This is a genomic window from Dyella sp. BiH032 (assembly GCF_031954525.1).
GTDB lineage: Bacteria > Pseudomonadota > Gammaproteobacteria > Xanthomonadales > Rhodanobacteraceae > Dyella_D.
Genome location: NZ_CP134867.1, coordinates 2,291,379 through 2,311,451, shown reverse-complemented (window position 1 = coordinate 2,311,451; position 20,073 = coordinate 2,291,379). Strand labels below are relative to the sequence as shown.

At 68.1% G+C, this 20,073-nt stretch carries 20 protein-coding genes; 5 read left to right on the top strand and 15 right to left on the bottom strand.

Annotated features, from left to right (window positions below):
* Nucleotides 1-39 precede the first annotated feature (39 nt).
* From RKE25_RS10300 to RKE25_RS10235, 14 genes are all read right to left on the bottom strand, one after another.
* Nucleotides 40-957, bottom strand: a complete 918-nt coding sequence (locus tag RKE25_RS10300) for a PIG-L family deacetylase (RefSeq protein WP_311842126.1) — start codon at nucleotides 955-957, stop codon at nucleotides 40-42.
* Nucleotides 948-2,603: a glycosyltransferase family 39 protein gene (locus RKE25_RS10295; RefSeq protein ID WP_311842125.1), complete on the bottom strand. Its 1,656-nt coding sequence runs from the start codon at nucleotides 2,601-2,603 to the stop codon at nucleotides 948-950. The genes RKE25_RS10300 and RKE25_RS10295 overlap by 10 nt, the downstream gene beginning before the upstream one ends.
* A 50-nt stretch (nucleotides 2,604-2,653) precedes the next feature.
* Nucleotides 2,654-3,589, bottom strand: a complete 936-nt coding sequence (gene holB / locus RKE25_RS10290; protein ID WP_311842124.1) for a DNA polymerase III subunit delta' — start codon at nucleotides 3,587-3,589, stop codon at nucleotides 2,654-2,656.
* Nucleotides 3,586-4,224 carry a dTMP kinase gene (gene tmk, locus RKE25_RS10285; protein WP_311842123.1) on the bottom strand — a complete coding sequence of 213 codons (639 nt, stop codon included), beginning with the start codon at nucleotides 4,222-4,224 and terminating at the stop codon, nucleotides 3,586-3,588. Before tmk ends, holB begins: the two co-directional genes overlap by 4 nt.
* Entirely contained in the window at nucleotides 4,221-5,258 is a 1,038-nt protein-coding gene (mltG, locus tag RKE25_RS10280) for an endolytic transglycosylase MltG (protein ID WP_311842122.1), read from the bottom strand. The genes tmk and mltG overlap by 4 nt, the downstream gene beginning before the upstream one ends.
* Complete coding sequence (pabC, locus tag RKE25_RS10275; RefSeq protein ID WP_311842121.1) at nucleotides 5,255-6,082, bottom strand: aminodeoxychorismate lyase; 828 nt, start codon at nucleotides 6,080-6,082, stop codon at nucleotides 5,255-5,257. The genes mltG and pabC overlap by 4 nt, the downstream gene beginning before the upstream one ends.
* Complete coding sequence (locus RKE25_RS10270) at nucleotides 6,079-7,431, bottom strand: aminodeoxychorismate synthase component I (protein WP_311842120.1); 1,353 nt, start codon at nucleotides 7,429-7,431, stop codon at nucleotides 6,079-6,081. Before RKE25_RS10270 ends, pabC begins: the two co-directional genes overlap by 4 nt.
* A gap of 7 nt (nucleotides 7,432-7,438) precedes the next feature.
* On the bottom strand, nucleotides 7,439-8,677 hold the full coding sequence (fabF, locus tag RKE25_RS10265) for a beta-ketoacyl-ACP synthase II (RefSeq protein ID WP_311842119.1): 1,239 nt from the start codon (nucleotides 8,675-8,677) through the stop codon (nucleotides 7,439-7,441).
* A 213-nt stretch (nucleotides 8,678-8,890) separates the two neighbouring features.
* Nucleotides 8,891-9,130 (bottom strand): acyl carrier protein, encoded by a 240-nt coding sequence (gene acpP, locus RKE25_RS10260; protein ID WP_311842118.1) that lies wholly within the window; start codon nucleotides 9,128-9,130, stop codon nucleotides 8,891-8,893.
* A gap of 436 nt (nucleotides 9,131-9,566) precedes the next feature.
* Nucleotides 9,567-10,310: a 3-oxoacyl-ACP reductase FabG gene (fabG, locus tag RKE25_RS10255; protein ID WP_311842117.1), complete on the bottom strand. Its 744-nt coding sequence runs from the start codon at nucleotides 10,308-10,310 to the stop codon at nucleotides 9,567-9,569.
* Nucleotides 10,311-10,359: 49 nt separating this feature from the next.
* On the bottom strand, nucleotides 10,360-11,307 hold the full coding sequence (gene fabD / locus RKE25_RS10250; protein ID WP_311842116.1) for an ACP S-malonyltransferase: 948 nt from the start codon (nucleotides 11,305-11,307) through the stop codon (nucleotides 10,360-10,362).
* A 135-nt stretch (nucleotides 11,308-11,442) separates the two neighbouring features.
* Nucleotides 11,443-12,417, bottom strand: coding sequence for a beta-ketoacyl-ACP synthase III (locus tag RKE25_RS10245; RefSeq protein ID WP_311842115.1), 975 nt, complete (start codon nucleotides 12,415-12,417; stop codon nucleotides 11,443-11,445).
* 167 nt (nucleotides 12,418-12,584) lie between these two features.
* Nucleotides 12,585-12,779, bottom strand: coding sequence for a 50S ribosomal protein L32 (rpmF, locus tag RKE25_RS10240; protein ID WP_130620520.1), 195 nt, complete (start codon nucleotides 12,777-12,779; stop codon nucleotides 12,585-12,587).
* Nucleotides 12,780-12,800: 21 nt separating this feature from the next.
* Complete coding sequence (locus tag RKE25_RS10235) at nucleotides 12,801-13,316, bottom strand: YceD family protein (protein ID WP_311842114.1); 516 nt, start codon at nucleotides 13,314-13,316, stop codon at nucleotides 12,801-12,803.
* A gap of 188 nt (nucleotides 13,317-13,504) precedes the next feature.
* On the opposite strand from RKE25_RS10235, the gene RKE25_RS10230 reads away from it, so the two are divergent.
* Entirely contained in the window at nucleotides 13,505-13,960 is a 456-nt protein-coding gene (locus RKE25_RS10230; protein ID WP_311842113.1) for a hypothetical protein, read from the top strand.
* Nucleotides 13,957-14,544: a Maf family nucleotide pyrophosphatase gene (locus RKE25_RS10225; protein WP_311842112.1), complete on the top strand. Its 588-nt coding sequence runs from the start codon at nucleotides 13,957-13,959 to the stop codon at nucleotides 14,542-14,544. The genes RKE25_RS10230 and RKE25_RS10225 overlap by 4 nt, the downstream gene beginning before the upstream one ends.
* A 9-nt stretch (nucleotides 14,545-14,553) precedes the next feature.
* On the opposite strand, the gene RKE25_RS10220 is transcribed toward RKE25_RS10225, so the two are convergent.
* The gene (locus RKE25_RS10220; protein WP_311842111.1) at nucleotides 14,554-16,149 is read right to left on the bottom strand and encodes a glycosyltransferase family 39 protein; all 1,596 of its coding nucleotides are present in this window, start codon (nucleotides 16,147-16,149) and stop codon (nucleotides 14,554-14,556) included.
* Between the two features lie 40 nt (nucleotides 16,150-16,189).
* Between RKE25_RS10220 and RKE25_RS10215 the strand changes: the two genes are divergently transcribed.
* The 3 genes from RKE25_RS10215 to RKE25_RS10205 are packed head-to-tail and all read left to right on the top strand — an operon-like array spanning nucleotide 16,190 to nucleotide 20,066.
* A complete protein-coding gene (locus RKE25_RS10215) occupies nucleotides 16,190-17,131 on the top strand; it encodes a MoxR family ATPase (RefSeq protein WP_311842110.1) in 942 nt (313 codons plus the stop codon).
* Nucleotides 17,132-17,142: 11 nt separating this feature from the next.
* Entirely contained in the window at nucleotides 17,143-18,099 is a 957-nt protein-coding gene (locus RKE25_RS10210) for a DUF58 domain-containing protein (protein ID WP_311842375.1), read from the top strand.
* Entirely contained in the window at nucleotides 18,096-20,066 is a 1,971-nt protein-coding gene (locus RKE25_RS10205; protein WP_311842109.1) for a DUF3488 and transglutaminase-like domain-containing protein, read from the top strand. The genes RKE25_RS10210 and RKE25_RS10205 overlap by 4 nt, the downstream gene beginning before the upstream one ends.
* The last annotated feature ends 7 nt before the right edge of the window (nucleotides 20,067-20,073 follow it).

The window sequence follows — 20,073 nt, the reverse complement described above, 5'->3', positions numbered from 1 at the left end:
GCGCGGCCCGGGGGTGCGAGCCCGGTCACGGCCGATCGGCTACAGCTCGCACCATCCCCAGTGATCGAAGATCCACAAGGACGGCAGATCGACATGCAGCTTGGCGAACCGGGGTCCCGCCGTACGCGGGCGCTCCGTGAGCCGCCAGCTTCCGGACGGCTCGCGCGCCAGCGGCGCCCGTGACCACGGCCAGGTCCGCGCCCCTGCCCCATCGGCCACGGTCAGCTTGAGCCATGGGCGCATCGCCGCGGACGGCTGCCATGGCAGCACCCCGGAGCCGTCCGCCGCCTCCACCGTGCGGAAACCTTCGGGACGATCCGCCAGCCGGCGCATGCGCCCGCCGCTGAGAGCCATCTGGCTGCGGTGCTCCTCCAGCGCGGCCAGCTTGGTGTCGTGCATGGTAGCGGTAGAGGCAAGCGCGACAGGCTCGCCACGAGCCTCCGGGCGTCCATGCACCAGGTAGCTGAGCAGCAGCGGCGTCTCCCCTGCTCCCTCGGCCACCGCCAACCGCGCCAGGACGTGGGCGGCGCTGTGGTCGGGATGCCCATCGGCGAGCGATGGCAGGGCAACCACCGTCGGCCGGCAACGGGCCAGCTGCGCGCTCCATGCGCGGACCAGGCCCGGCAAGTCTTCGCGCAGCTGCGTGGTCACGCCTAGGTCCGGCAGCTCGAGCGGATGGAGCGCCTCCTCCGGCAGGCCCAGCCGTGCCAGCGCCCGCCCGACCTCTTGCCTGCGGCGCAGCCCCCAGCGGCGCCGGTCCGCGGGGCCAACCCAGAGCCGTCGCTCCAGCCAGCGCTGTGGCCAGGGATTGTTGTCGCCTGGGGTGAGCAAAAGAATGTCGACGGTGCCGCCCGCCGAGCGCACATGCTGGATCAGCTCGCCGGCGGCGATCGTTTCGTCGTCGGGGTGCGGCGCGATGACCAGAAGACGGGTCCGCGCATCGATCGTCACTCGCATGCGCCTGCCCCGACGTCGCCAGCGGCCGGGGGCGGAAGCACGGCCGGTCGCCAGCCGCGCTCCCAGGCCTGTCGCCAGACCAGGAGCAGCGCGTGATCGTTGCTTACGTCAATCCGATGTCTTCCCACGCCGAGATTCCATGAGTCACTGACGGCACCGCCGTCGATCGAAGCCCGCAGACGCTGCTTGCCGTCCGTCAATACATAGTCGCCCGGCAAGGCGAGGTCGACGGCGCGTGTTCCGCGCTCCGGGCGCAGGTACATGCCGGCCATCCAGACATCGCCGGCCAGCGGCAGGTAATGGTTCTCCACGAACGTATCGCTGGCAGGCGGCAGGCGGCGGCGAAGCACCAGCATGGTGCGATGCTGCACCAGCGCCTCGGCAATGGTATCGGGCATGTGCCCGCTGCGCAGGCGGAGCATCGCCATGCTTTCGATCACGGGGAAGTACGGCCGGGGGCGGAAGATGGCGTCGCCCTTCGCGTCCATCACCGTGTCCCCCGCGTCGGTATAGCGAAGAACCGCAGCCAGCTCGTCACGCTGCTCGGCGAGGCGGTCGAGCCACGGCGGCGCCGTCATGACCAGCGCCACGCATTCCATGCCGATGACAGCCTTCGCCAGGATCCGGCGGCGCAACGCGCTTTCCCGCAGCCACGGCAGCCGTGCGATGGCGCCGCAGAGCACCAGCACCAGCGGGGGAATCGCCGGCAGGAAATCCTGCGCCGTGATCAGCGGCCAGACGAACCAGACCAGCAGGAGGAACAGGCCCGCTTGCAGGGCGAGAAACACGGGCCAGTCGAAGACCTCGCGCGCCAGGCGGCGGACATGGCCGTACGCCAGGCGCACGCAAAGGCCGGAAAGCAGCAGGAAGAGTGCGAACTTGGGCAAGGCATAAGCCTTGCGCGCACCGCCGACGTTGTAGCCGACCAGCGCATACCAGGCCGGCCCAAGATCCCCGCGCCAGGCAAGCCACGCAGTGAACAAGGCCGGCACCAGCAACAACCCCGCCAGGCCGCATGCGATGGAACGGAACGGCGGGTTGCGTCTGCCCGCCGGACGCGCCAGGGAAACCACCACGCCCGCGAGCACGGCCAGGCACAGCAGCACCAGCGTCTTCTGCGACACCGACAGGGCGCCCCCCGCGAGCACGCCGGCGACGAACCAGCGCCAGGCCCGCGGCGGCGCGCCGGCCACCATGCCCAGGGCCGCCAGCCACAGCGCCATCCACATGTCGTCCGTGCGGAACTGGCCGCTCACCAGGAAGAAGCGTGGCACCAGCGCCACGATCAGCATGGCGTAGAACGCGATGTTGGGCGTATAGAGCCGGCGCCCCATCCGCCACACGGCGTACAGCGCAAGCGCATACCAGGCCTGCATCGACAGCCGCAGCCAGACGAGCGCGTCGGCGCGTTCGCCGATCGCGCGCAGCACCAGCGCGTGCAGCCCGCTGAAGAGCGGGCCGTGATTGTCGAAGACATCGCGATAGAGCCGCAGGCCCTGCGTCCACGCCCACGCCACGTGCGCGTGCTGCGCCTCGTCGGAGTTCAGCGGATAAGCGCTCAGCCATGCCAGGCGCATGGCGGCGAGAAGCGCCAGCGCCAGCCATGGCCACCTGACCGTGAAGGTTCTTTCCTTGCCCGAGCTCATCCGCCCAGCTTAAAAAAGCGGGCTGTCTGCGAGCTTTCCCGGAACGGAGGTCAACGCCAGCGCGACAGCAGCTCGAGCAGCAGCAGGTCGCCGCGCAGGGGACCACGCAGGGCGTCGCGAGTCTGATTCGCAGCGCGATACCAGTCATCCAGCGCCTCGGCATCCAGATGGCTGGCGAGCGGTCCGCTGCCTGCCGCCGCTCGGCCACGCGCTTCGTCGGCAGCCGCCTGCGCCGCGAACCACAGTCGCTGCTCCGGCTCGTTGTCCAGCCACCGACGCACGACTTCCATCGTTTCGCCGCGGCCAGCGGCCAGCGCGACGAGGTCCTTGCGCACTTCCTGGCGGCGAGCCAGCGCGCCTTCTACCGCCCAGGTCTTGGCCATGCCGGGATTGCCCCCGGCGGCGTCCAGCGCGGCCGCCGCATCCTTCACGCCTTCGGCCTGCAGCCAGGCCAGCGCCTCTTCGCGCGAAGGCAACTGGAATTCGATGCGCTGGCAACGGCTGCGGATGGTCTGCGGCATGCGCCAGGGCGCATCGGCGACGAGCAGGAGCAAGGTGTTCGGCGAAGGCTCCTCGAGGGTCTTGAGCAAGGCGTTCGCCGCCGCGGTATTCATGGCATCGGCCGGATCGATGCAGGCGACCTGCCAGCCGCCGAACTGGCTGGCCATGGCCAAGCGCGCGGAGAGATCGCGGATCTGGTCGACCACGATGTCGCTGCGCTGCGCCCCGTCCTTGCGCAACCCGAGGCCGAGCATGACCAGGTCCGGGTGCGTGCCCGCGTCGAGCAGCAGGCAGCTGCGGCACCGGCCGCAGGCCTCGCCTTCCACGGACTGTTCGCACAGCAGGCCGCGCACGAAGCGGCGCAGAAAGTCGCGCTTGCCCAGTCCCGCCGGACCGCACAGCAGCAGCGCGTGCGGCATGGCATCGCGGCGCCGGCGCGCCTGCAGCCGCTCCCAATGCTCCGCATGCCAGGGCATCGGACTCATGGTGCGGCCCCGAACAAGTGAGCGATGGCTTCCTCCGCGGCGCGCAGGACATCGGCCGGCGAGCCGTTGGCGTCGATCAGGCGGAAGCGCCCGGGATGCGCCGCGGCGCGCGCGCGATAAGCCGAGCGCACGCGCTCGAAGAACGCATCGGCCTCGACTTCGATACGGTCCGCGTCGCCTCTTCCGGCCGCGCGTGCGCGGCCGGTGGCGACCGGCAGGTCCAGCAGCAAGGTGATGTCCGGCGCCAAGCCGCCGGTCGCCCACTGCTCCAGCGCCGCGATCCGTTCGGCCGGCTGGCCGCGGCCGCCGCCCTGATAGGCGTAACTGGCATCGGTGAAGCGATCGCACAGCACCCAGCGTCCCGCCGCCAGCGCCGGTTCGATCACTTCGCGGACCAACTGGGCGCGCGAGGCGAACATCAGCAACAGCTCGGTCTCCGCCGCCATGTTTCGTCGCGCGGGGTCGAGCACGATGGCACGCACCGCCTCGCCGAGTTCGGTACCGCCCGGCTCGCGCGTCAATACCAGGTCGACACCATGTCGCTCGATGCAGGCGCGCAGACCGGCGAGCAATGTGCTCTTGCCGGCGCCTTCGCCGCCTTCAAGGCTGATGAACTTTCCACGTTCGTGATTCATTGGCACCGCTTCAACTGAAAGCACGCGACATGGCGATTGTGTTCTTCCAGTGTGCTGGAGAACACGTGGCTGCCGTCGCCACGCGAAACGAAATACAGCTCGCTGCCCTCGGCCGGATGCAAGGCAGCTTCCAGCGCCGGCCTGCCCGGAAGGGCGATCGGCGTAGGCGGCAGGCCCGGCCGCGTGTACGTGTTGTAGGGCGTATCCGTGGTCAGGTCGCTTCGGTGGATGTTGCCGGCGTAACTCTCGCCCATGCCGTAAATCACGGTGGGGTCGGTCTGCAGCAGCATGTGCGTGCGTAGCCTGCGGACGAACACGCCGGCGATGCGCGGACGCTCGTCGGCGCGGCCGGTCTCCTTCTCCACGATGGAAGCGAGGATCAGCGCCTCATATGGCGAGGCCAGCGGGAGATCCTTGTCGCGCTGCGCCCACAGCGAGTCCAGCGTCTTGGCCATCGCCGCGTACGCGCGCCGGAGAATGTCCAGGTCGCTATCGCCCTTCACGTAGGCATAGGTTTCCGGCAGGAAGCGGCCTTCGGGCATTTCCCCGGCGGCGCCGATCTTCTCCATCACACCGGCGTCGTCGAGCGCGGCGCCGTCCTGGCGCAGCTTGTCGGCCTTGGTCAGGGCATCGCGCAGTTCGCGGAAGGTCCAGCCGTCGACGATGGTGAAATGGCGCTGCACGACCTTGCCGGCGGCCATGTTGGAGAGCAGATCGCGCGGCGTCATGCCCGGCGCGAGCGCGTACTCGCCGGCATGCAGCCGACCGGCCACGCGCAACTGCTCGGCGAGCAGGCGCCAGTAAAGCGGATGCGCGCTGGTGACGCCTTGCGCGCGCAGCTGGGCGACGATCTCCTTCAGGCTGCTGCCGCGGCCGACGTCGATGCTCTGCCCCGTTCCCTGCACGCTGAGCGGCGACTGGCTGAAACGCGAGAAGCCGAGCCAGCCATAGGCCAGCGCACCGGCGGCTGCCAGCAGCACCAGAAGAATCAGGCCGCGCCATGGCGCGCGCCCCTGCATCGTGCGTCGTCTCATGCCTGCTCCGTCGGAAGACCCAGGCCGCGCCAGTGCGATTGCAGGGCGCGGGTGACCGGTCCGGGAACATACACGGTATCGGCCAGTGCCTGCACCGGCAGGATGCCGCGGACGCTCGAACTGAGGAAAAGCTCACTGGCACGAAACAGCTCGTCCAGCGCCAAGTCGCGGATCTCCACGTCGCGCGCGGCCAGCACCTCGGCGCGCCCTACGCCGGCCACGCCGCAGCGATCCAGCGATGGCGTGACCAGCCGGTCGCCGATCACGGCGAACAGGTTGGCCATCGTGGAAGAAACGACGCGCCCGGAAGCGTCCAGGAGTACGCCATCGGCAATGGCCGGGTCGTCCCACTCCGCCCGCGCCAGCACCTGCTCCAGCCGATTGAGATGCTTCATGCCGGCCAGCGCCGGCTGTTCCGCCAGCCGCAGTCGGCACAGGCGCAGCCGCACGCCATCCCGGTAGGCGCTGGCATGCGGCACCGGAACGGCGAAAGCCGCCACGATGCGGCTAAGACGCGGCGCCGTCGGCAGCACGTAACCGCGCTCGCCTACGCCGCGGGTGATGACGATGCGCACCACCGCATCCGGCATCCCACGTGCGAGTTCCGTGGCCTCCTGCGCCAGCAGCGCCTGATCGGGAACCGGCAGCCGCAGGCGTCCGCAACTTTCGGAAAGGCGCCGCATGTGGCGACCCCACAAGGGAGCCCGGCCTTGAACGAAGCGAATCGTTTCGAACAGACCGTCGCCATAGGTGAGCCCGCGATCGAGCGGGGACAGTGCGCCGCCCTCGACGCCATCGACCAGCACCCGGAACGAGCCGGTCATCCGTCCGCCACTCCCAGCGCCCGCAACAGGCCGCGCGCCTTGGCCCGCGTCTCGTCCAGTTCTTTCTCCGCCACGGAATCGGCGACGATGCCGGCACCGGCGCGCAGGCTCACTTCCCGGCCGGCCAGCGTGAGTGTGCGGATGAGGATGTTCAGGTCCAGGTCGCCATTACGGTCGAGGTAGCCCATGGCACCGGTATACGCGCCGCGCGGCGCGTCTTCCAGGGCGGCGATGATCTCCATGCAGCGCACCTTGGGGCAGCCGGTGATGGTGCCGCCGGGAAACGTCGCCGCGATCACCTGTCCAGGCGTGACGCCCGCGCGCAACCGGCCGCGCACGTTGGAAACGATGTGATGCACGTGGGCATAGCTTTCCACCACCATCAGCTCGTCCACCTCCACCGTGCCCGGCACGCAGACGCGACCCAGGTCGTTGCGTTCCAGATCGATGAGCATGACGTGCTCGGCACGCTCCTTGGGGTGGGTGCGCAACTCGCGGATACGCGCCAGTTCGTCGTCCGCCGGCGTACGCGGACGCGTGCCGGCGATCGGGCGCGTCTGCGCCACGCCGCGGCGCACCTCGACGAGCCGCTCGGGCGACGAGCTCACCACCGCCCAGCCAGGCTGCTGGAACAGGCCCGCGAACGGCGCCGGATTGGCTTCGCGCAGCGAGGCATAGAGGGACGCCGGCGACGGCGGCTCCGCGTAGCGCGCCCGCCACGCCCGCGACAGGTTGACCTGGAAGATGTCGCCCGCGTGAAGGTGCTCATGGATGCGCGCGACGCCATCGAGAAAACGGCACGGGTCGTCCTCACCCTGCACCTGCGGCGACGGCAGCGGCAGAATGACCGGCGAAGCGTCAAGGTCCGCTGCCATGCGGTCGAGCAGATCCTCGTGCCCCGGCTCGGCGACCAATACGGTGCAATCGCGCTCGTGATCGACGATGACCGCCGCGGGGCAACGGAGTGCGAGCGCAACGGGTAGAACGTCCGAATGCCTCAGCCGCAAGCGCGGTTCGATCTCCCCTGCCAGTTCGTAGGCGAGCAACAGGACCCATCCGCCATGGAACGGCAGGCCATCATCCATGGCGCATGGAATGCGCTCGGCCTGCCACGCGGCATCGAGCGCATGCAGGAAACCCTGCGACTGCACGGCGCCTGCGGCGTCCACCACGCGGCCGTCGCCATGCAGTGTCAGGCTGTCGCAGGGAAAGGCGAAGAGCAGGTCGAAACGGGTCTGCGGCGTGCCGCGTACCACGCTCTGCAGCAGGCAGGGATAGCGGTCCGGAAATGCAGCGGCCGGCGCGAGCAGGTCGCGCCGGCCGTGCAGACTACGGCTGATGGAAGTCACGCGCCGGTCAGAGGCGGCGGAACGCCAGCGTGCCGTTGGTGCCGCCGAAGCCGAAGGAGTTGGAGATCACCACGTCCAGCTTCGTCTCGCGTGCCGTATTCGGTACGAAGTCCAGGTCGCAGCCTTCGCCCGGCTCGTCCAGGTTGATGGTCGGCGGGACCACCTGGTCGCGCAGCGCGAGGATCGAGAAGATCGCCTCCACGCCGCCCGCCGCGCCCAACAGATGGCCGGTGACCGACTTGGTCGAACTCATGGCGAGCTTGTAGGCATGATCGCCGAACACTCGCTTGGCCGCGAGCACTTCACCCAGGTCGCCGAGCGGCGTCGAGGTGCCATGCGCGTTGACGTACTGCACGTCGGCCGGATTGATGCCGCCGTCCTTCAGTGCGCTGTCCATGCAGCGGGCCGCACCCTCGCCGCCCTCGCTGGGGGCGGTGATGTGGTAGGCATCGCCACTCATGCCGAAGCCAACCAGCTCGCAGTAGATCTTCGCGCCGCGCGCCTTGGCGTGCTCGTATTCCTCCAGCACCAGCACGCCGGCGCCGTCGGACAGCACGAAGCCGTCGCGATCCTTGTCCCACGGACGGCTCGCCTTGGTCGGCTCGTCGTTGCGGGTGGACATCGCCTTGGCCGAGCAGAAGCCCGCCATCGCCGTGCCGGTGGTAGCGAACTCAGCGCCGCCAGCGATCATCACGTCGGCGTCGCCGTACTGGATCATGCGCGCGGCCAGACCGATGTTGTGCGTGCCCGTAGTGCAGGCGGTGACGCAGGCGATGTTCGGGCCCTTCAGGCCATACATGATCGACAGATGGCCGGACACCATGTTGATGATCGAGCTGGGCACGAAGAACGGCGACACGCGACGCGGGCCCTTTTCGTGCAGTTCGATCGAGGTGTGCTCGATGGTATGCAGGCCGCCGATGCCGGCGGCGACCGCCACACCGACGCGCGGCGCGTTGGCTTCCGTCACTTCCAAACCGGAATCGCGCAGGGCTTGCGTGCCTGCGGCGATGCCGTAGTGGATGAACGGGTCCATCTTCTTGATGTCTTTAGGGGCGATCCACTGCGCAGGATCGAAACCACGCACTTCGCCGGCGATGCGCGTGGCGTAGCCCGCAGCGTCGAAGTGGCTCACCGGCCCGATGCCGCTCACACCCTTCAAAACGTTGTCCCAGGCCGTGGCGATATCGTTGCCGACCGGCGAAATGATGCCGAGCCCAGTTACAACCACACGTCGTTTGCTCATGCTCTCTTTCCTTCATGGTTCCGTGTGCCTGCCTCGTAGGCAGTCATCCCGCGGAAGCCGCGTGGATGCCGTCGCACCGTATGGTGCGCGAGTCGCGAACCATACGGGTTAGGACGTTGCAAAATGCAGAAACGAAAACTGCGCCAATGTGGCGCAGCTTTCGGTATCGCATCGTGATGCAGGAAGCGCGGTCGCGCCACCCAGCACGATCGATCATTCCTTGGTATGAGCCTTGATGTAGTCGACCGCGTCCTTCACCGTGGTGATCTTCTCGGCTTCTTCGTCCGGGATCTCGGTCTCGAACTCTTCCTCGAGCGCCATCACCAGCTCGACGGTGTCCAGCGAATCCGCGCCCAGATCGTCAACGAACGAAGAGTTCTGCTTAACCTCTTCTTCCTTCACGCCCAGCTGCTCGGCAACGATCTTTTTGACGCGCTCTTCGATGGTGCTCATGTTACCAATACCTCCCAAGGACAAAATTGCCGGCGGATTGTAGTGGCTAAGCTTATATCCCGCCACGGTCCACCAACGTCGGTGAGGCGCAGGCCCCTGACGACCGGCGCGAAAGGGTAATTGTCGCCTAAAAATGGATCGATGGCGACAACCCCCGGGCCGCCTGCTTCGGTTGGCAGCGGGGGTACCGCTCTCTCCCCCGGGTGATACCAGGTCGCACCGGCTGCAAGCCGGCCCAGCCATTGCCTGTGCGGCCCCGGCACCGTACGTCCTGCGGCAAGGCGTGCGACGCCGGAGCGGCACATACCCTTGCGGATGTTCTTTCGCCCGTTGCGCCGGATCGTCCTCATGCATAGGGAGATGGCGATTCCAGCGCCCCAAAAAAGAAGCCGCCCCGGGGAGCGGCTTCCAGTACAGCAGCCGGCTTGCACGGGCATTACGGCATGTACATGCCGCCGTTCACATGAAGCGTCTCACCGGTGATGTAGGCCGCTGCGGGCGATGCCAGGAAGGCCACCGCCTTGGCGATATCGCTCGCCTCGCCCAGGCGCCCCAGGGCGATCTGGCCCAGCAGCGCCTGCTTGGATTCCTCCGGCAGCGAACGCGTCATGTCGGTATCGATGAAGCCCGGGGCGACCACGTTGACGGTAATGCCGCGACTGCCGATCTCGCGAGCCAGCGACTTGGAGAAGGCGATGATGCCCGCCTTGGCCGCGGCGTAATTCGACTGGCCCGGGTTACCGGTGAGGCCGATGACTGACGCGATGGAAATGATGCGGCCCTTGCGCGCCTTCATCATGCCGCGCATGACCGCCTTGGAAGCCCGGTAGACCGAGGTGAGGTTGGTATCGAGAATCGCCTGCCAGTCCTCGTCGCGCATGCGCATCAGCAACTGGTCGCGGGTGATGCCGGCATTGTTGACGAGGATGGAAAGCGGGCCGACGTCCTTGGCGATCGCATCCACCAGCGCTTCGATCGCGCCGGGCTCGGTCACGTTGAGAACGCGTCCCTGGCCGCCATGCGCAGCGAGACGCTCGCCGATCGCGGCCGCGCCACTCTCGCTCGTGGCCGTGCCGATCACGGTGGCGCCCTGGGCCGCCAGTTCGTCCGCAATCGCCGCGCCGATGCCGCGGCTGGCGCCGGTGACGAGGGCGATTTCACCTTGCAGAGTCTTGCTCATCTGTGTCGCTTCCTGATGCTTCGGGGAATGTCTTGCGTCGCCTGGCCGCTCAGGCCCACTCGGTACGCGCAGCGTCCAAATCGGCCGGCGTGCCGATGGCACGGGCGTCGACGCTCTTGTCGATACGCTTGATGAGGCCGGCCAAAACCTTGCCCGGGCCGCATTCGGCCAGGCGCGTCGCGCCGCCGCCCACCAGCGCCTGCACGCACTGGGTCCAGCGCACCGGCAGGTAGAGCTGACGCTGCAATGCGCCGCGGATATCCTCGATCTTGCTGTAGGCAAGGGCTTCGGCGTTCTGCACCACGGGGATCGTGGGTTCACGCCACTGGAGGCTGCTCATCCGCTCGCCCAGCCTGTCCGCGGCATCGCGCATCAGTGCGCAATGCGAGGGCACGGACACGGCCAGCTTGATGGCCTTCTTGACGCCCAGCTCGGCGAGCCTGGCCAGGGCGCGATCCACCGCTTCCGCATGACCGGCGATCACCAGCTGGCCCGGCGAATTGAAGTTCGCGGGAGCGACGACCTGGCCTTGCGCCACTTCTTCACAGACCGCGGCGATCTGCGCATCGTCGCCACCAAGAATCGCGGCCATGGCGCCCACGCCCGCCGGCACTGCCGCCTGCATCAGGCGGCCGCGCTCGGCCACCAGCGCGGCTGCATCGTGCAACGACAAGGCGTCGGCGCAGACCAATGCGCTGTATTCGCCCAGGCTATGACCCGAGAGCTGCGCCGGCCGCACGCCGCCGAGCTTCTGCCAGACGCGCCACACCGCCACGCTCGCGGCCAGCAGTGCAGGCTGGGTGTTCTCGGTGCGGTTGAGCAGATCTTCCGGCCCCTGCTGGCTTAGGGCCCACAGATCGGTCCCGGCGCCTTGCGAGGCTTCATCGAACGCAGCCCTCACTTCCGCGTGGGCGGCGGCGAGTTCCGCCAGCATGCCGACGGACTGCGAGCCCTGGCCAGGAAAGACGAAAGCGAGCGATGCGGCGTTCTGAGTCATGCGGGGGAAGGTCCGTGAACGAAAACTGGAATGGTGCCAGCAACGCAAGCCGTACGCAGCCGTATTCCTGCCATCCCCCGAAAACGACGATGCCGCCCGAAGGCGGCATCACGGACGCATTGCGTTTGAAACGGATCAGTAGCGCAGCAGCGCCGATGCCCAGGTGAATCCGCCACCGAAGGCTTCCAGCAAGAGATTCTGGCCACGCTGCACCTTGCCCGAACGCACGGCGTAGTCGAGCGCCAGCGGCACCGAGCCGGCCGAGGTGTTGGCATGCTTGTCCACCGTGACGATGACCTTGTCCATCGGCATGCTCAAGCGCTTGGCGGTGGCTTCGATAATGCGCAGGTTTGCCTGGTGCGGTATCAGCCAGTCCAGCTGTGATGCATCCATGCCGGCAGCGGTAAGGGTTTCCTCGACCAGTGCGTCCAGCGTTTTCACGGCAACCTTGAACACTTCGCGGCCGGCCATCATCACGCGCACGCCATGGTTCTTCTCATCCTTGAATCCGACCGACACGCCGACCGGGTTGTACAGCAGTTCCTTGTGGCCGCCGTCGGCATGCAGGCAGGTGGCATAGATGCCCGGTTCGGACGAGGCCTCCAGCACCACGGCGCCGGCACCGTCGCCGAACAGCACGCAAGTAGTACGGTCGTCCCAGTCCAGCATGCGGGTCAGCGTCTCGGCACCGATCACCAGCACCTTCTTGGACTGGCCGCTACGAATGAATTTGTCGGCGACGCCAAGCGCATAGACGAAGCCCGAGCAGGCCGCATTGACATCGAACGCAGCGCAGCCGTTCGCGCCAAGGCGGTGCTGCACCAGGCAGGCCGTAGAAGGAAAAATGATGTCGGGCGTGGTGGTGCCCATGACGATCAGATCGAGCTCGGACGCCTTGACGCCCGCAGCTTCCAGCGCGCGCTGCGCTGCCAGCGCGGCGAGATCGCCGGTGGTCTCGCCGTCGGCGGCGATATGGCGCTGACGGATGCCGGTGCGCTCGCGGATCCATTCGTCGCTGGTATCGACAAATTTCTCCAGGTCGGCATTGGTGACGACACGCTCCGGCAGCGCGCTGCCGGTGGCGATGATGCGGGAATAGATCTGGGCCATGGACTGTCCGTCAGCGGAATCGGTGCATATGGCGCCTCACCCGACCGGGAGACCGCCCGCACCAAGACCGCAAAGTTACGTTCGTGAGCGCCTAAACGCAAAGCGGCGCGTGACCGCGCCGCCTTGGGAAGCAAAACCTCGAGAGCAGGAAACTCTCGCGGAAACGCTCAGTCCTCTTCGACCACCGCGGTGTTGGTGTCGATGACCTTCTTGCCGCGGTAGTAGCCGTCCTTGGTGACGTGGTGGCGCAGGTGCACCTCGCCGCTGGTCGGATCGGTGGCCAGCTGCACGGTCTTCAGCGCATCGTGCGAACGACGCATGCCGCGGGTGGACGGGGTTTTGCGGCTCTTGGCAACGGCCATGGTGAGTCTCCAGCTAAGCGTTTATTTCTTGAGTTCGCGCAGAACCGCGAACGGGTTGTCGGAACGTCCCTCGCCGGAATGTTCCCCGGGCGACGGGGTCACTACTTCGTCGGGCAGCTTACTGTCCGGATTGACCGGCACCAGCGGCAGCGCCAACAGCAATTCGTCTTCGATCACATCCGCCAAGGCCAGCTTCCCGTCCTCGGCGACCAGCAACGGCTCGCTGCCGCCAGGCAGCGCCGCCTCATCGCGCTCATGGCGGATCAGGCCGAGCCGGCTGTCCACCTTCACCGGAAGCACGAAAGGCTCCAGGGAACGCTGGCAGATCAGCATGAGCGGAGCGTCGACGCGCACATCGAGGTACGCATTGCCGAACTCGTCACGACCGAAGTCCAGCTCGAACCGGGCTTCTCCCTCGGTGCCGGCGAGAACCTCGCTCAGGCGCCGCAGATCGGCGATGGGCAACGCCCCCTGGAACGAACGCCGCGCCGAGACCATGCGCCAAGCGTCCACGGACTCTGGCAGTGTCACGGACATAATCGCGAAATCATAGGTTTGCGGATGATCGAAGTCAACCTATCGTCGACCGTCAGCGCGACATACTGCTTGGCGCGCCACATTCCCCGCAGCCTGCCCGGCGCGCACGGCTCACCGCTTTTGCCTGGACCCTCCGCCATGCGGCAGACTGCCCCATCTTCTCACGCCACCGAGCCGTTCTGCCTCACGTGAATGCTTATCTGACGTACGGCTCGGCCGCCCTGTTCGTCCTCGTCGCCTGCGCCGCCGGAGCGTCCCTCTGGCTCCGACGCCGGGGAAACCGCCGCACGGACAGCTTGCACCAGTTGCTGGAACTGGCGGACCGCCTCGAAGCAGACCTCAAGACCTGCCGGGCCGGTCTGCAGCAGGCGCACGCGGTGATGTCGCTCAACCCGGACAAGCCGGCGGCCAGCGAACAGGAGGCCCGCCAGGCGATCGAGGCGGGGCTGCGCTCCCTGCTGCAGCAGCGTATCTGGATCCGCGACCGGGCACCGACGGCCACGCAGGAGCAGCTCAACCAAGCCGTCTCGACCATGGCTGAGACCCGTAGCCGCCTGGCGCCCCTGCTCAAGGCGCTCGACCAGGCCCAGCACGCCCTGGACGACGCCATGCGCGAACACATCCAGCGCGATCCTCACGCATGAGCAGCGCCTGCCGGCTGATCCTCGGCTCCACTTCACGCTATCGGGCGGAACTGCTGCGACGGCTCTGGGCGGATTTCGAACAGCGTTCGCCGGGGACCGACGAAGCGGCCCTTCCCGGCGAGGAGTCAGCCGCACGCGCCTTGCGCCTGGCCATTGCCAAGGCGGAAGCCGCCGCCGCAGGCATAGCGGACGCGCTGGTGATCGGCTCCGATCAGGTGGCGGAACTCGATGGCCGGATACTCGACAAGCCCGGCACGCCCGAGCGCGCCCACGCGCAGCTAGCCGCCAGCTCGGGACGCATCGTGCATTTCCACACCGCGCTCTGCCTTTTCGACACCCGCAAGGGACAGCGGCAAACGCACGTCGATCATACCCGGGTACATTTCCGCACCCTTGGCGAGGATGAGATCGCCCGCTATATCGAGCGCGAACAGCCGCTCGACTGCGCCGGCAGCTTCAAGTGTGAGGGTCTGGGCATCAGCCTGTTCGAACGCATCGACAACGAAGACCCGACCGCGCTGATCGGTCTGCCGCTGATCGCCCTGGCACGGCTGTTGCGCCAGGCAGGCGCAGCCCTGCCCTGACCGGGGACCTCAACGCGCAAAGGCCGCTGTTCCTTCGCGCCAGATGAGGCAATCCGCCGGAGCGATCGGCGACATGCCCGGCACCGGTACCCGGCCCGCATAGAACGCCACTCGACGGCGGCCGTCGAAGAGATCCAGCCGCCGCAGTGACGAAGGTGCTTCGATCCGCTGGCAAAGCGTACCCAGCCAATCGGAGCGTTCACGTATGCGCAGCGCGGTCTCGTCGACGGCTAGCAGCATCGGCGCATGCGGATGTTCTTCGCGCAGGGCTGCTTCATCGCGGTGCCATGCGGCCAGTTGCGGTGCCCGCCCATGCTTGGTGTTCAGCGGACTGTCGAGCGCATACACGGGGACCGTTTCGCCCAGTTGGAAATCGAGCTCGGCGGCAAGCATGAAGTTGTCCGCCACCAGGACGGCAGGACGATGCCGCAGCAGTTCACGCGCGGCATCGCCGCTTTCCTTCCAGCCGACGAAGCGCGCCGGAAAAGCCTTCACTCCCGCAAGCGCGCTCGCACCGCGCTCGCTGGCGGCCATACCCAGATAGACCAGGCCACCCAGGTGCCCAAGCAAAGCCATCCCGAACGCGGCGACGGCGACGGAACGCACCCAACGCCGCGACCAGTACGCGCGCAACAGTACCGGCAGTGCGCCGAGCAGCGGCAGGTAGCCCGGCAACGGCCAGTGCGCGCGGAACCGCAGGTCGTCCGCGAACAGCCCCAGCACGAAATAGAGCAGGATGAAACACAGCGAGGCCACCGCGATGACATCCCACGGCGCGCCTTCGCCGCGGCGGCGCCAGCTGCGCCATGCCGCCCATAGCAGCAAGACATAGAGAAGCGGCGTGCATGCCGCTGCTTGTTCCAGCGGCTGCACCAGCGCGTCGGCGTGAAAACGCCAGGGATTGCGTTCCACGACCTGAAACGCAACACCCGCACCACGTTGCTGCCAGTTGGACACGGCCAGCGGAATCAGGCCCAGCATCGAAACCGCGACGGCCACCCAAAGCCCCCGGCGCCGCCATTGCAGGCGTCCCCGCGGCGTCGTGGCAAACAGGAGCACGCCGGCCAGCATCGGCATCGCCGCGCGGTAATGGGTCAGCCAGCACACGGCGAGCGCCAGACCAAGACACAGCCAATCGCGCAACCGATCTTCCTGCATTGCGCGCAGCAGGGCATACAACGCAAGCATGCTGGCGACCGTCAACGGCACATCCGGAAGCGCCAGCACGCCGAGACTGCCAGCCAACGGCAAGGCCAGGCACAGCAGACCTGCCTGCCATCCAGCCCGCACATCGAAGGCGCGGCGGGCAAATGCCACCACCAGCCAGGGCAACAGGCTGCCGAGCAGCAGGAACGGCCAGCGCATACCCAGCGGCCCATGACCGGCCACCGTTTCACCCAGGCGGATCAGCCATGCGGTGAACGGCGGCAGATCGCTGTAGCCCCAGGCCGGGTGTCGGCTCTCCTGCCAATAGAAAGCCTCGTCACCGAACGGCGACAGATGCGCGGCAACAGTGATGCGCGCCGCCAGCAGCACGAGGAAGGCAATGAGAAAAGCGCCTCGCCAGCGCGCGAGGCCGACGGCTACACTCCCTTGGTCACGCATGGGTCATGCCCTGCCCGCCTTCTTCCAGCTTCCTGGTGCCATGTCCGCGATCACTCCGCTCCACGATGACGCACTGCATTCCCGCCTGGACGCCGCGATGGCGCAGGTCAACCAGGTGCTGCTGGGCAAGCCGCGCCAGGTGAAGCTCGCCTTCACTTGCCTGGTCGCCGGTGGGCACCTGCTGCTGGAAGACGTGCCCGGTGTAGGCAAGACCACGCTGGCCCACGCGCTTGCGGCCAGCTTCGCGCTGGACTTCCAGCGCGTGCAGTTCACCAGCGACCTGCTGCCGTCCGACATTATCGGGGTGAGCGTCTACGAGCGCGAGACCGGCCAGTTCCGCTTCCATCCCGGCCCCATCTTCACCGGCCTGCTGCTCGCGGACGAGATCAACCGCGCCACGCCCAAGACGCAGAGCGCGCTGCTCGAAGCCATGGCCGAAGCACAGGTCACGGTGGACGGCCAGACGCATGCGCTGCCGCAGCCGTTTTTCGTGGTCGCCACGCAGAACCCGCTGGACCTCGCCGGCACGTTCCCGCTGCCGGATTCGCAGCTCGACCGCTTCATGCTGCGCCTCTCGCTGGACTATCCCGACGCCGCGGCGGAACGCGCCCTGCTCACCGGCAGCGACCGGCGCGACCTGCTCGCGCAGCTCGGGCCGAAGCTCGACGGTCCGGCGCTGGCGGCGCTGCATCGCCAGGCCCAGGCGATCACCGCCAGCCCGGCGCTGCTCGATTATCTGCAGGCGCTGCTCGCAGCCAGCCGCCGGCACGCGGACATCCGCGTCGGCCTGTCTCCGCGCGCCGGGCTGGCCCTGCTCAATGCTTCGCGCACCTGGGCCATGCTGTCCGGCCGCGGGCATGTCCTGCCGGAAGACGTGCAGGCGCTGTTCGTGCCGCTCGCCGCGCACCGCCTGGTGCCGGCACGCGGCGCCAACGGCGACACGCTCGCGCGCCAGCTGCTCGCCGAGGTGGCGGTGGGTTGATGGCCATGGGCGTGGCCGAGACCTATCGCCGCTTCCAGCACTGGGCCGAACGGCGGCTGCCCGCGCTGACGCGCTACCGGAAGCCGGAAAGCCTGCCGATCGAGCTGCATCGGCGTCGCATTTATATCGTGCCCAGCGGGCTCGGCGTCGCCTTCGGCGTGCTGCTGCTGATCATGCTTGCCGGCTCGCTCAATTACGCCAACAACGCGGCCCTGCTCCTCACCTGCCTGCTGGCCGCCGCCTGCGCCGCGAGCATGCTGGTGGCGTTCCGCGCGCTCGACGGGCTGCGGCTCACGGCCATCCAGGCCGGCCACGCGATTGCCGGGGAGCCCATGCCGCTGCAGCTGTACGTCGACGCCGGCCTGCGTACCCGCCAAGCGATCCGGGTGGAGGTGGATGGCCAAACCCACGCCTTCGCCATTCCCGAGCGCGAGCAGCTCGCCGTCAAAGTCCCGCTGCAGACCAGCATGCGCGGCTGGCAACCGCTGCCGCGCATCCAGTTGTGGAGCAGTTGGCCGCTCGGCCTGTTCCGCGCATGGAGCTGGCTTTATCCGGACATGTCGGTGCTGGTATGGCCCAGGCCGGAAGCGGCAGGGCCGCCGCCACGCTCGCCCAGCGACGATCCCACGCATCAGCGCCTGCACCAGGGCGACGACCTGGCGGCTTTACGCGACTACCGCGCTGGCGATCCGCAGCGCCGCATCGCCTGGAAGGCCAGCGCACGCCATGAAGGCCTGCTCGTGAAAGATTTCGAGCAGCCGCGTCCGCGCCAGGAGTGGCGCCTGGACTGGCGCGATCTGCGGCACCTGGACAGTGAAACGCGCATCGCCCGCCTGGCCCGCTGGCTGGGCGAGGCCGAAGCGCAAGGCGTGCCCTTCAGTTTGTGGCTGCCGGGGGAAGAGATCGGCCACGGCTCCGGTCCTGCGCATTACGTGCGCTGCATGAACGCCCTGGCGCGGTTGCCATGATCGGCCTGTTCCGCCGTTCTCATCCGGAAGCACCGCTGGATGCGCGCACCTTCGACCTGCTGTGTCTGTCGGCAGGCGTGGTGCTGATCCTGCACGCCATGCATCTGCCGATCTGGCTGGTTGCCGCCCTGGCCGCGGTATTGGCCCTGCGCTGGTGGCAGCGGCGGCGGCGCCCCGGCAAGGCGCCGGTCTATCTCAAGCTGCCGCTGGTGGCATTGCTCGCGGCCACGGTGATCTTCCACTACGGCAACATCTTCGGCCGCGAGCCAGGCTCGGCGCTGGCGGTCGGCCTGCTGGTGCTCAAGTTGCTGGAAACCGAAACACCGCGCGACGCCAAGGTGGCGGTGGCCTTCGCCTGCTTCACCCTGATGGCCGCGTTGCTGGCCGACCAGGGCATGGTCGCCACCTTCGTGGTCACCCTCGGCCTGTTGCCGGCGATCGCGACACTGCGCGCGCTGCAGCCGGCACGCCTGCCGACCACGCTTCCGCGCGAAATGCTGCCGGCCATCGGCCTGCTGGCAGCCGCCCTGCCACTCTCGCTGCTGGCCTTCGTGCTGGTGCCCCGGCTGGACTCGCCGCTATGGGGCGCGCCGCCTTCCGCACAGGCGCGCACAGGCCTGAGCGATCGCATGTCGCCCGGCGATTTCGTCGACCTGCTGACGGATGACCACCCGGCACTCCGGGCCAGCTTCGACGGCGGCCTGCCGCCGCCCGAGCAGCGCTACTTCCGCGCCTACGTCATGTGGCAGTACGACGGCCGCCGCTGGACTTCCCTGCCGACAGGACGGCAGCCCGTGCCCGTGGATTACCAGGACAGCATCGGCTACCGGATCTCGCTGGAACCGACGAACCAGCGCATCCTGCCCGCACTGGACGTGCCGCTCGAGGCGCCTCCCAAGGCTATCTTGGGAACGGACCACGAGCTGACCAGCGCCAAGCCCGTGCAGGATCCGCTGACCTACGAAGTACGCTCGGCCGTGCGCTACCGACTGCAGCCCGAGCTCGACGAGATCTCCCGCCGGCGCGCCCTGCAGCTTCCCGCCGGGTTCAATCCGCGCACCCTGGCCCTGGCCGCGCAGTGGCGGCAGACCTTCGGCGATCGCAGCGAATCCATCATGAAGACGGCGCTGTCGATGTTCCACGATGGCGGCTTCAGCTACACGCTGGCGCCTGCGCCGCTGGGCCGCGACGCGGTCGACGATTTCCTGTTCTCCACTCACGAAGGATTCTGCGAACACTACGCCTCGGCCTTCACCGTGCTGATGCGCGCGGCCGGCGTGCCCGCCCGGGTGGTTACCGGCTACCAGGGCGGCTATTGGAACAAGCTCGGCCAATATCTGCTGGTTCGCCAGTCCGACGCCCACGCCTGGAGCGAGGTGTGGCTGGCCGGGCGCGGCTGGGTCCGGGTCGATCCCACCGCCGCCGTGCGCCCGGAACGGGTGAGCCTAGGAGCCGCCGCGGCCGCCTCCGCCGGGCAGTCCGGCTGGCAGGGGCTTTCGTGGCTACGCGACCTGAGGAACCGCTGGGACGTCGTCAACCGCTGGTGGAGCGAAGGCGTTATCGGGTTCGACGCACTCAGGCAACGCGGGCTCCTCACGCCATTCGGCGTCCGCAACACGGATACGTTCACCCTGAGCGCGCTGCTGGCGGCCAGCAGCGTCGCGTTCGCCTTGCTCGGCCTGGCCTGGGCCTTGTGGCGGCGGCGCGACGAAGACCCCCTGAGGGCCGCGATGCGCGCGCTGGAACGCAAGCTGGCCGGAGCCGGCGTGGCGCGCAGGAGCAGCGAGGGCCCGCAGCATTACCTGCAGCGCGCTGCCCGGGCCCTGCCCGGACAGCGCGCGCAGCTCGACCAACTGATGAGGAGCTACCTCGACCTGCGCTATGCCCATGACAGCCCGCCGCCCGAACCCCTGCGACGGTTCCGCCGGGCGGTGCGGGATTTCCGACCGCGACACGTGGTCAAATGAACCGAAC